This is a genomic window from Heyndrickxia camelliae (genome assembly GCF_002844575.1).
GTDB lineage: Bacteria > Bacillota > Bacilli > Bacillales > Bacillaceae_C > Margalitia > Margalitia camelliae.
The window spans coordinates 69,838-81,667 of the sequence record NZ_PIQO01000020.1 but is presented as its reverse complement, the minus strand read 5'-3'; the positions used below and the strand labels follow the sequence as shown (position 1 = coordinate 81,667).

13 protein-coding genes are annotated in these 11,830 nt (G+C 32.7%); 10 read left to right on the top strand and 3 right to left on the bottom strand.

The features are described 5' to 3' along the window. Positions 1-186 precede the first annotated feature (186 nt). The gene (locus tag CWO92_RS20190) at positions 187-426 is read left to right on the top strand and encodes a hypothetical protein (protein WP_101356014.1); all 240 of its coding nucleotides are present in this window, start codon (positions 187-189) and stop codon (positions 424-426) included. A 68-nt stretch (positions 427-494) separates the two neighbouring features. Here the strand turns inward: CWO92_RS20190 and lexA are convergent, their stop codons facing one another. Beyond that, on the bottom strand, positions 495-1,118 hold the full coding sequence (lexA, locus tag CWO92_RS20185) for a transcriptional repressor LexA (RefSeq protein ID WP_101356013.1): 624 nt from the start codon (positions 1,116-1,118) through the stop codon (positions 495-497). A 164-nt stretch (positions 1,119-1,282) separates the two neighbouring features. Between lexA and yneA the strand changes: the two genes are divergently transcribed. From yneA to CWO92_RS20150, 7 genes are all read left to right on the top strand, one after another. Beyond that, the gene (gene yneA / locus CWO92_RS20180) at positions 1,283-1,606 is read left to right on the top strand and encodes a cell division suppressor protein YneA (RefSeq protein ID WP_158176131.1); all 324 of its coding nucleotides are present in this window, start codon (positions 1,283-1,285) and stop codon (positions 1,604-1,606) included. Between the two features lie 9 nt (positions 1,607-1,615). After that, positions 1,616-2,257, top strand: coding sequence for a YneB family resolvase-like protein (locus CWO92_RS20175; protein ID WP_101356011.1), 642 nt, complete (start codon positions 1,616-1,618; stop codon positions 2,255-2,257). A 107-nt stretch (positions 2,258-2,364) separates the two neighbouring features. Further along, a complete protein-coding gene (locus tag CWO92_RS20170; protein ID WP_101356010.1) occupies positions 2,365-2,595 on the top strand; it encodes a DUF896 domain-containing protein in 231 nt (76 codons plus the stop codon). A 153-nt stretch (positions 2,596-2,748) separates the two neighbouring features. Continuing rightward, entirely contained in the window at positions 2,749-4,755 is a 2,007-nt protein-coding gene (gene tkt, locus CWO92_RS20165) for a transketolase (RefSeq protein WP_101356009.1), read from the top strand. A gap of 141 nt (positions 4,756-4,896) precedes the next feature. Next, a complete protein-coding gene (locus CWO92_RS20160) occupies positions 4,897-5,652 on the top strand; it encodes a polysaccharide deacetylase family protein (protein ID WP_101356008.1) in 756 nt (251 codons plus the stop codon). A 163-nt stretch (positions 5,653-5,815) separates the two neighbouring features. After that, positions 5,816-6,256 (top strand): sporulation inhibitor of replication protein SirA, encoded by a 441-nt coding sequence (sirA, locus tag CWO92_RS20155; RefSeq protein WP_101356007.1) that lies wholly within the window; start codon positions 5,816-5,818, stop codon positions 6,254-6,256. Positions 6,257-6,334: 78 nt separating this feature from the next. Continuing rightward, positions 6,335-6,550 (top strand): YneF family protein, encoded by a 216-nt coding sequence (locus CWO92_RS20150; RefSeq protein ID WP_101356006.1) that lies wholly within the window; start codon positions 6,335-6,337, stop codon positions 6,548-6,550. A 1,058-nt stretch (positions 6,551-7,608) separates the two neighbouring features. On the opposite strand, the gene CWO92_RS20145 is transcribed toward CWO92_RS20150, so the two are convergent. Both CWO92_RS20145 and CWO92_RS20140 read right to left on the bottom strand, forming a co-directional pair. After that, positions 7,609-9,066: a PH domain-containing protein gene (locus CWO92_RS20145; protein WP_101356005.1), complete on the bottom strand. Its 1,458-nt coding sequence runs from the start codon at positions 9,064-9,066 to the stop codon at positions 7,609-7,611. After that, on the bottom strand, positions 9,047-9,517 hold the full coding sequence (locus tag CWO92_RS20140; protein WP_101356004.1) for a PH domain-containing protein: 471 nt from the start codon (positions 9,515-9,517) through the stop codon (positions 9,047-9,049). The genes CWO92_RS20145 and CWO92_RS20140 overlap by 20 nt, the downstream gene beginning before the upstream one ends. 758 nt (positions 9,518-10,275) lie before the next feature. Here CWO92_RS20140 and CWO92_RS20135 point away from each other — a divergent pair. Continuing rightward, positions 10,276-10,809: a DUF2199 domain-containing protein gene (locus tag CWO92_RS20135; RefSeq protein ID WP_101356003.1), complete on the top strand. Its 534-nt coding sequence runs from the start codon at positions 10,276-10,278 to the stop codon at positions 10,807-10,809. 435 nt (positions 10,810-11,244) lie between these two features. Then, positions 11,245-11,802 carry a hypothetical protein gene (locus tag CWO92_RS20130; RefSeq protein ID WP_101356002.1) on the top strand — a complete coding sequence of 186 codons (558 nt, stop codon included), beginning with the start codon at positions 11,245-11,247 and terminating at the stop codon, positions 11,800-11,802. Positions 11,803-11,830: the final 28 nt, after the last annotated feature.

The window sequence follows — 11,830 nt, the reverse complement described above, 5'->3', positions numbered from 1 at the left end:
TGAAGCTAGTTATGTCCCAGCCTCTTTTTCTTTGGATAAAAAGCTGGCTTATTCATTTGTAGGGAATGACCTATAGAAAAGGTCCAATCATTTTTGGAGATAAAACATAATTCTAAGAAAAAAGACATTCATGAAGGTTAAGGGGACGAGCATAAGATATATCATGAGAAATGGGAGGTGGTAAAGATGCTTGAGGTATATGATGTTGCCATTATTCCGTTAATCCTTGGAGTGGTGGAGTTATTTAAAAGGGCTGGAGTTCCAAAAAAATATTCACCATTCATAGCTGTTATACTCGGACTTTTATTTGGTATATTTTATTTGGGAAGCAATATAAAACAAGGAATAATTGTTGGTCTAATGCTAGGGCTGTCTGCGAGTGGATTATATAGCGGAACAAAAAATATGACTAAAAGCGATAAATAAGAATCTACTAAAATATATAATCTAACCCAAAAGGAAGGAGTTAACATCCGGCCTTTTGGGTTATTTTTTCAATGAACTACTTGTCGATAAAGTCCAATTACTTTTCCTAAAATAGTTACGTTAGATAAAATTATTGGTTCCATTGTAGAATTTTCTGGTTGTAGACGAATATAATCTTTTTCTTTAAAAAATCTCTTAACGGTTGCTTCATTTTCTTCGGTCATGGCAACGACAATATCTCCATTATTTGCTGTTTGCTGTTGCCGAACTACGACATAATCTCCGTCCAAAATACCTGCTTCTATCATACTTTCTCCTACGATTTCCAACATAAAAACATTTTCTTCGCCAGGTGCTAAATATTCAGGTAAAGGGAAATACTCCTCCACATTTTCAATAGCTGTAATTGGTAAGCCTGCAGTAACCTTTCCAACCAAAGGAACATTTACAATTGCCTGTTGTGGGATTGAATCGTCCATCAGATCAAGCACTTCAATTGCTCTTGGTTTTGTTGGATCTCTGCGAATCAATCCTTTACTTTCAAGTCTGGAAAGATGCCCGTGTACAGTTGAACTGGAAGCTAGTCCGACTGCTTCTCCAATCTCCCTTACAGAAGGTGGATAGCCTTTTAATTTGACTTCTTGTTTAATAAAATCCAAGATATCTTGCTGCCTTTTTGAAAGTTTTGTCATATTTAACACCTCGATAATCGATATTTCGACTTATTATTGATTCCATTATAGCATTAGATTTCCAGTTATACAAACATAAGTTCGAAAAAAGTATTGACACCAAACAGGTGTTCTTAATATAATTAAATCATCAAAGCGAACATATATTCGAAAGAGGGATGGATATGTTAATGTTATGGAAAAATTACTCTTATGCTATTATTCTAGTGATACTTTCTTTTATTCTAGGAATCACTTTCATATTTCACATGGATGACCATTCAACGTCTTATGAACATGTCATTGTTTCAGAAGGACAATCATTGTGGTCTATTGCCGATACATATAAAATGGAGAATGGCATGACACACACTGAATTTATAAAATGGGTGCAAAAGGAAAATAATTTAAAATCTACAGACATTGAGCAGGGTCAAACTATTATTATTCCGGTTAAAATCAAAGACAAAAAGGATAATATGCACCATTTGGCATCAGATATAAGGTAGGTTATATAGGTGAATACGATAATATATTGTCGGGTCAGTACTACAAAACAGACTCAAGAATCTTCATTAGCACGTCAGGAAGAAGAATTAATCCAGGCAGCTAAGACATGGAATCTTAAAGTTGCGAATATTATCCATGATCAGGCAAGTGGCTATGAATTGGATCGACCAGGTGTTTTAGAGATGCTTGACATTATAAAAACGGATCAAATTGATTCGTTAATTGTGCAGGATGAAACAAGATTAGGAAGAGGCAACGCTAAGATTGCTTTGTTACACTGCTTACGAAAAGAAAACGTAAAAGTATTTAGTCTAGACCATAATGGTGAATTAGAACTTTCAGAGTCCGATTCAATGGTTTTAAATATTGTAAGTATGGTGGAAGAATATCAACGGAAATTACATAATCTAAAAATAAAACGAGGGATGAGAAGGGCGGTAGCAAAAGGCTTTCATCCTGAGAAAAATTTGCATGGAAATGGAAATCTATTAGGAAGAGAACGAAAGGAAGTTCCCATTGAAGAGATTGTACGATTAAGGAAAAATGGTCTTACATTTGCGGAAATAGCTGCTACTATGCGAGGATTTGGCTATGATGTGTCCAAAGCAACTGTCCATAGGAGATTTCAAGATTATATTCAAACACATTAACTTTCACTATTAAAGCTCCTTTTCTTGATAAAGGGCTTTTTTTTTAGTAACATTACTTTGATTAAAGTAGGATAGATAATTTTATCCCTCTGTAAAGGAGTAACTATATGCTTTCTAAAGACAAAATAGCAAGAATAAATCAACTAGCAAAAAAGTCAAAGGAACAAGGTTTGAGCAAGGAAGAAGCAAAAGAACAATCGAGACTAAGAAGAGAATATTTGGAGTCTTTTCGTTCATCTATGAAAAATACCATAGAAAAGGTAAGAGTATTTGATCCAAATGGGGATGAAGTGACTCCGCAAAAATTGCGTAACCTTCAAAATAAAAAGCTACATTAAGATAGGTCATACTTATTTTTCTTTAAATTCGTAGTAGCATATGGGATACGGTAAATAATTTTTGGTAAATAAAAAAGGGAATTTATTGAGTTAATGTGTTAAATATAAGATAATACTAAAATAAAATGTTTTTTTGGAAAGGATGCATGAACATTGTTTGATAATACAGATAATTTAGCCGTTACAACGATTCGTACACTATCCATTGATGCAATCGAAAAGGCCAATTCAGGACACCCAGGATTACCTATGGGGGCTGCTCCAATGGCCTACACTTTATGGACACGTTTTATGAATCATAACCCTAAAAATCCAAAATGGTTCAATCGTGATCGTTTTGTTCTTTCAGCTGGTCATGGTTCGATGCTATTGTATAGTTTACTTCATCTATCCGGATATGATTTGAGCATGGATGAATTAAAGAAATTCCGTCAATGGGGTAGTAAAACTCCAGGTCATCCTGAATATGGACATACTCCAGGTGTAGAAGCCACTACTGGTCCATTAGGACAAGGTATAGCAATGGCTGTAGGTATGGCGATGGCGGAGCGTCATGTTGCTGGTGTTTATAATAAGGATAATTTTGATTTAATTAATCATTATACATATGCATTATGTGGTGATGGTGACCTAATGGAAGGAATTTCAAGTGAAGCTGCTTCATTAGCTGCACATTTGAAGTTAGGTCGTTTGGTAGTTTTATATGATTCCAATGATATTTCCTTAGATGGTGATTTAGATAAATCTTTTTCAGAGAGTGTTGAAGGACGTTTTAAATCATATGGATGGCAATATATTCGTGTCGAGGACGGCAATGATTTTGAAGCCATTGCTAAGGCGTTAGAGGAAGCAAAGTCTGACGTTACTCGTCCTACACTGATTGAAGTCAAGACGGTTATCGGATACGGCTCTCCAAATAAATCAGGAAAATCTGCTGTTCATGGCTCTCCGCTAGGTGCTGATGAATTGAAATTAACAAAGGAATTTTATAAATGGACATTTGAGGAAGATTTCCATGTTCCTTCGGAAGTTTACGATAGATTTAATGAATCCATTGTTAAAGCAGGTGCTCAAAAAGAGGAAGAATGGAATCAATTATTTGAGCAATATAAAAATGAATATCCTGAACTAGCTTCTCAATTAGAACAATCCTTGAAAGGTGAGCTTCCTCACGATTGGGATAAGGATATTCCAGTATATGAAGAGGGAAAAAGCCTTGCAAGCCGTGCATCAAGTGGCGAAGTTCTAAATGCAATAGCGAAAAATGTACCAACATTTATTGGGGGTTCTGCTGACCTTGCTGGTTCCAATAATACAATGATAAAAGGCGAAAAAGATTTCACACCTGAATCATATGAAGGGCGAAACATCTGGTTTGGTGTTCGTGAATTCGCAATGGGAGCAGCAATGAATGGGATAGCTCTTCATGGAGGATTGCAAGTTTATGGAGGAACATTCTTTGTATTCTCGGATTATTTACGTCCTGCAATCCGACTAGCTGCCTTAATGAAACTGCCAGTAACTTATGTATTCACTCATGATAGTATTGCTGTTGGTGAAGATGGACCGACACATGAACCAATCGAACAATTGGCAGCTTTAAGAGCGATGCCAAATATTTCTGTCATTCGTCCAGCAGATGGTAATGAAGTGGCTGCTGCTTGGAAAATTGCAATAACTTCTAAAGACAAACCAACTGCTTTAGTCTTAACAAGACAAGGGTTGCCAACACTTAAATTAACCGGCGAAAATGCACAAACAGGTGTTGAAAAAGGAGCATATATTGTTTCGCCATCTGAAAAAGCAACGCCAGATGTACTCCTGCTTGCATCTGGTTCTGAGGTGCATCTTGCTGTAGAAGCACAATCAGAACTACTTCAATCAGGGGTTGATGCTTCTGTTATTAGCATGCCATCCTGGGATCGTTTTGAACAGCAAAGTAACGAATATAAAGAATCTGTCCTTCCGAAATCTGTTAAGAAACGATTAGCGATAGAAATGGCTTCACCATTTGGTTGGGATCGCTATGTAGGAGATGAAGGAGAAATTCTTGCAATAGAAGGATTTGGTGCTTCTGCTCCTGGCGCAAAGATTATGGAGGAATACGGATTTACTGTAAAAAATGTTGTAGAACGTGTAAAATCCTTACTTCAAAAATAAATAAATTGATAAAAGCACGCATTCAATGCGTGCTTTTTTTGTTATAATAATCTATTTTCCATTAATTATTAAACATAAAAAATCAAGAAGTAACGGATTCTAAAGTAAATGACTCTTTGCCTACAAGAGAGGATTGCTTTTATGAAAAAAATATCGATATTCTTAATAATATTTTTTGTCATGACACTTTTTAATAAAGAGCAAGTATCTTCAAAATCTACGTTAAGATTTGATTTTGAGAGGACAGGTGATGCTATATGGAATGCTAGGACATCCAAAAAAATGGTGGCCTTAACCTTTGATGATGGACCAGATCCATTATACACACCACAAATCTTGAAGCTTTTAAAAAAGTATAATGCGAAAGCTACTTTTTTTGTAATAGGTGAACATGTAGGGGAATATCCAGAGATTGTACGAGATGAAGTAAAAGAAGGACATGAAATTGCAAACCATACATATAGCCATAATTTTATATTTACTTCTTCCAGTAAGCATTTAAAACAAGAGATGGAAAAGACTGAAAAAATAATAAAAGAAACAACGGGAATAAGTCCAGCTTTTTTTCGTCCGATTGGAGGGTATTATAATAAACGAATTATTGAAACTGCCAGAGAGGCAGGCTACCGCGTGATTATATGGACTTGGAACCAGGATTCAAAGGATTGGAAGGAGCCTGGGGCAGCAAAAATAGCGAAAAATATACTATCAGACACGATGCCTGGCGACATTATATTAATGCATGATGGGGGCGGAGACCGCAGCCAAACGGTAAAGGCGTTAGAAAAAATCTTACCCCAACTAAAGAAAGCGGGTTTTGAGATGGTGACTGTATCTGAACTTTTAATGAAAACAGAATATGACGGAGTTCCTTTTTATCCTTATATTATAAAATGATGAACTTAATAGGACATAAAGTTATTTATAACATTAGGAAGAATCATTCGATATTCTTCCTATTTCGACAAAATAAACAAAATTTTTAAACAACTTATGACAACAAAAATATTTTCCATTTTATATAATGATAGGAAAGAAAAACTCGGGAGTGAGATTTTTCATGAGATCCTATCAAGTCTATTCAATTGAAAATGAAGTAGCGGAATATTATTATGGAAGAGAAAGAATGTTCTATGACCTATTTTTACAATACTTATGTGTCAATGGGAATTTAAAAGAAATAATAAGGAAACAAATTAAATATATTACTAAGCCTCTCCCAGTATTAAATATCCATCATTTACTTAATCAAAATCTGATTAAAAAGAGTGAGTTAATTTGGGATGGAAGAAAATATTGTGTTAAAGGGAATACACTTGAAAATGGAGTGGAGCTTCAGGTAGAGGAACAGAGACTTTTGATACAAGCCTGGGGAAATTATGATTCTGAATCAATTTTTTTAGAGGCTCTGAGAAAATATGATGGACGTTTACTTGCAATTGATATTGAAAACGAACGTTTCGGATGGATAAAACCAATAAAAGAAAGAAAATACGTTTGAAACGGAATTGAAATATTGTATAATGGTTGAGGATTTAGTACACTGAAATGTGACAACATGAAGGAGGAAATAATAACTATGCCTTGGTGGGGATATTTACTAATCGTTGTAGCACTTCTTGCTGGAATTGCTATCGGATTTTTCATAGCACGTAAATATATGATGAACTATCTAAAGAAAAATCCACCTATTAACGAACAAATGCTTAAAATGATGATGACACAAATGGGTATGAAGCCATCCCAGAAGAAAATCAATCAAATGATGAATGCAATGAACAAGCAAATGAAATAATAGAAGTCTTATGGCTCTAAGCTTCATCAAAGATTGACGGCAATAATAAAGCAAATTTATCTTTTACATATTGTAGTAGAGTGATTCTTTCATCACGAATTTGCTTTATTATTTGCTTTAACTTTCATCAATCAAATCCGAAACCACTTTTTCTAATGGAAACCAAACCAAAGGAAGGTGGTTTTTTATATTATGAACAAAAGGAAAGATTACAAACAATTTAAGGTATATTTGATTACAATAACAGGAATAAGTGAGTATTACTATAAGTGAAATCTTATTTTAGTTTGAAAATGAATTGCAGGACTTCAATCACAGAGATTGTGTCCCTGTTTAAGATAATAATTTTTTAGTTGTTGTGATAAAGAAGGCTATATAGCAGAGAACATAGCGAAAAAAGTCTCAATCAATTGCTTAAAGGTTTTTCTATTGAAGAAGTTCTTGCAATGATTGAAGCCTTTTCATTTAAACCTATATGGAGATTCTTAACAAAGATAATAGTTGATTATGGATGGAAAGCTATGGAGATCTATGGTATAAAGTATGTAAAGTAACAAAAACATTTATCCGTTCTGAACGGGAAAGAGAATTAGGAAGAAGTGTTTTCACTATTCCAGCATGTTGAAGAAATATGAAAGAATAAAAAAGCAATATTTCATCGACACAAACAACTTACTACAATTCATCATATTTTTTCATATACTATCACCGGATTAACACATGTAGCATTAGTTGATATCATAAAGGAAGCAGTGAGGAGAGTTAGTGTTGACCCTAAAAAAGCATCTCCACACACATATAGCTACTTTTACGCTGTTCAAAGACTGTCCCAAAGTAAATAAAAGTAAATAATTAATATGTATCCTATATCAAGTTTATTAGGGCATTCTGATATTATTGTGACATAAATATAGTTACATGCAATGAATGGGGAACTTTTAGTAGATAAGGCTAGTGACCCAATTTTGAGAAAAAAATAACCTATCCTACATTTTTTGATTGAGAGTGTAGAGTAGGTTATTTCTTTTCGTTAGTGCTAAAGAAGGCAAAATGGCCATTCATTCGTTCTCTTGTTTTTGAAGATACTCCAAGAATTCCTTTTTATGATTTACCGAAATGGATAAACAATCATATACTTCTATCAGTCTTTCTGAATACAATGCATATTCATAGTCTGCTGTACGGCTGTGTTTCTGTATGAATGTTTGTATAACCCCAGTCGATTCTATATATTTCTTTTTTGTAATTAGAGTAATTTTAGTTAATCCCGATGAAAATGAACTGGTTATGAATTTAGAAGTAAAGCTTAGCCCACTATGTTTCCATTTCATGTAACCAGATATCATCCAGATAGGTAATAGGAGAAATCCCCACAGAACATAGTTTGAAATAAATGATAGTCCAATTAAAGTTACAATTATCCAAATAACATGTTTAAAAATAAATATCGGTAATACGCGTATTGACGGAAAAAACATGACTTTTTCGTTTTTAAAATCTGGTGTATATTTGTTTATTATGGAATCAATTTCGTCTTTCTTTACTATAGGCATAATAAATAAAGATGCGCTTGCATTATCATTCAATCCAATGTTATCTGCTTTAATTCTTGCATATCCAAAAATTCTATACAAAAATGGTTCTACAATTCTTATAGAACGTATGTTAGAGCGAGGAATATGGAAATGTTTTTTGCTAATGAATCCATACATGACTTCAATTTCTTTTTCGGTATATTGAATATTAAAATTTCTATATGTAACATAGACAAGAATATATGCGACAAAATAAGAAGCTACTATCATGATGGCGAACACTATACCTATTGATATATAGAAAGATGCATCGGTCCAGTCTGTTGTTAGTATTTTCTCGACCATTCCTCTAGTATCATTTTCTGCATGAATTTTTTCTTTTTCAGTTTCCAACCCCAGTTGAACACCAAAATGTGTTAATAAGAATGAAAAAGCGGTCAAAACAAGAGAAAGAGATGTTAAAAATAAACGAAAACTAGTTGTTGTAATTAAAAGATACTCTATAAAGCTAAATTTGCTCTTATTATACTTGTATTTTTGGTATTCTGAGCCAATATAAATATTCTCCTTTAATTTTTTTATTTTTTTGTTACTTATAACAAAAAAAATCTCATCTCCACCTATTAGCTCAATATTTAAATTAGATATGCCGATTATTCTTTTAAATAGAGAATCTGTAGTATTAATAGAACGGATATTATGTATTGGTATATCGGTCCTCTTCTTTCTAAACACCCCATCAGAATACTCAATCATCTTATCTTTAATTGCATAAGTCTTATTATACCAAGTTAAAAAAGAACGGATAGCTAGTATGATACCTAATAGAATAAAGGCACCTGCTATATATGGCTTGAATTTACTGTTAGCACTAAATAGTGAAATAGCAAATGTAGTAATTGGTATGATGAAGTTTTTAATATTATCATAAAGATGGTAAAGCAATTCAATTATATGATCTCTACTCTTTTTCATGCTCATCTGTTACCTTTGTAATAATTTTAATAATTTTATCCTTTAAATCATCTGCAACATCTTTTTTTATGTATTCTATAGTGTGGCTATCTCCCGCTGTATATATATTTAAGGCATATAAGTCAAATATTCTTGAATAAAATGATTGTTCAATATCACTATGTTGAATTCTATTTAATGGAATTGTATTTTCGTATTGTATTAGCCCACCATTTTTAATAAATAGAATTTCATCAGAGAGTTGATATTCACTATTTTTATAGGCAAAATGATGACTAATCAAATCTGTAATTAAATTATAAAGGATATACAATAACCCAATTAAAAGTAACTTCCATACCCATTTTATGTCACCAAAGAAAAAATAAATTACTCCAATACCAGCAAAGAACATTAAAAATGTTTGAATGGATTCCAAATTCCAAATTACTTTTGATTTTTTATCGATTTTATTCATCTTGATCTCCCTAGTTATTGTGTGTTATATAAAAAAGTATCGCATGCAACCATCACTCATCCATAAATTGATATAAATATAAATACATAGTAAGATTATACCATAAAAATTTTGAACATTTAAAAATTGTAACAGTTACTTTAACGAAGTAATTAGGGAAAATTGGAGAGTTTATAATGATGAGGCTCAATTCCAATAATTATTAATGGCTAACCCACATTTAATGGAAGAAGGATGTTTTTAGAAAGCGAAGTAAACTAAATGGGAGGACGGCCTATATCAATGAAATGCCTAATAGTGAATACTTTATTAAAATTAGCTAGAAGCTGCGGGTTAAGTAGGTATATTTTGATTGTTTCCACACAAAAATAATTAATAGAATCACTCAAGCACAAAGAAGCCCATCTCAATCGAAACGGGTAAATAATGTAGGATACAATATTTTAATTAATATCAATGTGGTCGCAATCCTATTGAAAAGATGGTTTTTAATTAAGATTAGGTGCCAAGAAGGTATATAGCTGACTATATATTTTCTTTTTTGAATTTAGAGCTAACATGATCTAATTATTGTGCTTTTTTTAAACGATTTTGAAATTAGGACATTTATATCATAAAAACGATAGACAATGATTTAGTTTATATCTGTATAAAGATTGGAAATGGCTGACAGAGGTTTTAAAAAAAATGATATAATTTATTTGCGATAAAAAGACACAATGCTAATGTTTTGAATTATAAGGGTTAGGGGTAAAACTATGAACGAAAAAAAGAGCTATATTTGTAGATGTTGTGGAGAAATCCACGATGAACTCCCTATGAGTTATGGGAGCGATGCTCCTGTTTATTTTTATTACATTCCTGAAGAAGAACTAGAGAGTCGAGTAGAAATGAATGATGATTTATGTGTAATTGATGACGAACACTTTTTTATTAAAGGTTGTATTGAAATTCCAGTTTTAGATGGCGAAGGACCTTTTATATGGGAAGTATGGGTATCTTTAAGTGAAGCAAATTTCGAGACAACAATTGATTTTTGGGAAACCGTAGGAAGAGAAAATGAATTGGAGCCAATGTTTGGTTGGTTATCAACTTCACTTCCTTGTTATCCAGATACAGTAAATCTAAAAACAATGGTTCATACCAGAGAAGTGGGATACAAACCTTTTATTGAACTGGAACCAACAGACCATCCATTATCCGTTGAACAAAGAGATGGCATTAAACTAAAACGTATCCAAGAAATTGCTGAAGAAATTTGTAATCAAAACAATAAGGTAACAAATGATTAGAAAAAATTAGAGCATTGAACAATCAATGCTTTTTTTGCGTTTTACTTGCATTTTATCAATTGGAAAACATAGAAGGGGGGATGCTTAGTTATGGATAGACTGTGGCTTAGTAAAGAAGTGGTAAGGAGGAGAAATTTATTTATGAATAGAATCTATAAACGTCAATATAAGATCAAATGGAACAGAAAATTAATGAAGATAAGAAAAAATGATTAGAACTAAATGTTGATAAGACACAAGTTAGGAATTAGATGAACACATAGGTACAGAATTAAACTACCTATATTACTTTTGTACTAAAAAGTAAAATTTACCAATATTCCACAAGTTGAATTTTGATTTTTTATAATATAAACAGTATAATGAATTTGGTTATATTTTACATTTATCTGTAAAAATACCAATTTAACAATCTATTGGAAGGGTGATTAGATTATGAAGTTTAATAGGGTATGCAAGATCGCTTTAGCTTCTGCATTGGTGTTTAGTACACTTGCTAGTGTAGGTTTTACAAGTAGTGTATTTGCAGACTCTGGGTATTCAGCTTTGCCACCAAAGGACTCAAAGTTTCATCAATGGGCATATAAAACATATGCGCCTAAAACTCAAACGTCATACAAGCATTTTCGCACAGTTACTAAAAAGGTATCAGATATCAAAAAAGAAAGTGGCCAAATGGTTGCTTTTGGGAATGACCTAGTGATGGGAAGTGTTCTTACAGGTTTCGGTGGCAAAAAGAAGCTTAAACTCCTTAAATTCTCTACATTAACAAAGGTGTTGGCAGGTACTGGTGCGGTTATATATGCAGGAGGTAGAGCATCTCAAATTGCATACAGTAAGGTTGAGAGTGGAGCAGTTTTGAAATCTAAAATATATTTTAAATGGACGAATGCCCAAAGACTTGAATATAGCGTAAAAGTTGTAAGTCATATAGAATATAAAGGAAAAGTTATCTCTGAAAAGAAAACATATTACTATAATAAATCTCTATAATATCCTACACAAAATAACCCCATTCTTA

Excerpts from the sequence above, each read along its gene's own strand:
- lexA (WP_101356013.1), bottom strand. The coding sequence starts at position 1,118 with ATGACAAAACTTTCAAAAAGGCAGCAAGATATCTTGGATTTTATTAAA.
- CWO92_RS20170 (WP_101356010.1), top strand. The coding sequence starts at position 2,365 with ATGCTTTCTAAAGACAAAATAGCAAGAATAAATCAACTAGCAAAAAAG.
- CWO92_RS20150 (WP_101356006.1), top strand. The coding sequence starts at position 6,335 with ATGCCTTGGTGGGGATATTTACTAATCGTTGTAGCACTTCTTGCTGGA.
- CWO92_RS20130 (WP_101356002.1), top strand. The coding sequence starts at position 11,245 with ATGAAGTTTAATAGGGTATGCAAGATCGCTTTAGCTTCTGCATTGGTG.
- CWO92_RS20135 (WP_101356003.1), top strand. The coding sequence starts at position 10,276 with ATGAACGAAAAAAAGAGCTATATTTGTAGATGTTGTGGAGAAATCCAC.
- CWO92_RS20140 (WP_101356004.1), bottom strand. The coding sequence starts at position 9,517 with ATGAATAAAATCGATAAAAAATCAAAAGTAATTTGGAATTTGGAATCC.
- yneA (WP_158176131.1), top strand. The coding sequence starts at position 1,283 with ATGTTAATGTTATGGAAAAATTACTCTTATGCTATTATTCTAGTGATA.
- sirA (WP_101356007.1), top strand. The coding sequence starts at position 5,816 with ATGAGATCCTATCAAGTCTATTCAATTGAAAATGAAGTAGCGGAATAT.
- CWO92_RS20145 (WP_101356005.1), bottom strand. The coding sequence starts at position 9,066 with ATGAGCATGAAAAAGAGTAGAGATCATATAATTGAATTGCTTTACCAT.
- CWO92_RS20190 (WP_101356014.1), top strand. The coding sequence starts at position 187 with ATGCTTGAGGTATATGATGTTGCCATTATTCCGTTAATCCTTGGAGTG.
- CWO92_RS20160 (WP_101356008.1), top strand. The coding sequence starts at position 4,897 with ATGAAAAAAATATCGATATTCTTAATAATATTTTTTGTCATGACACTT.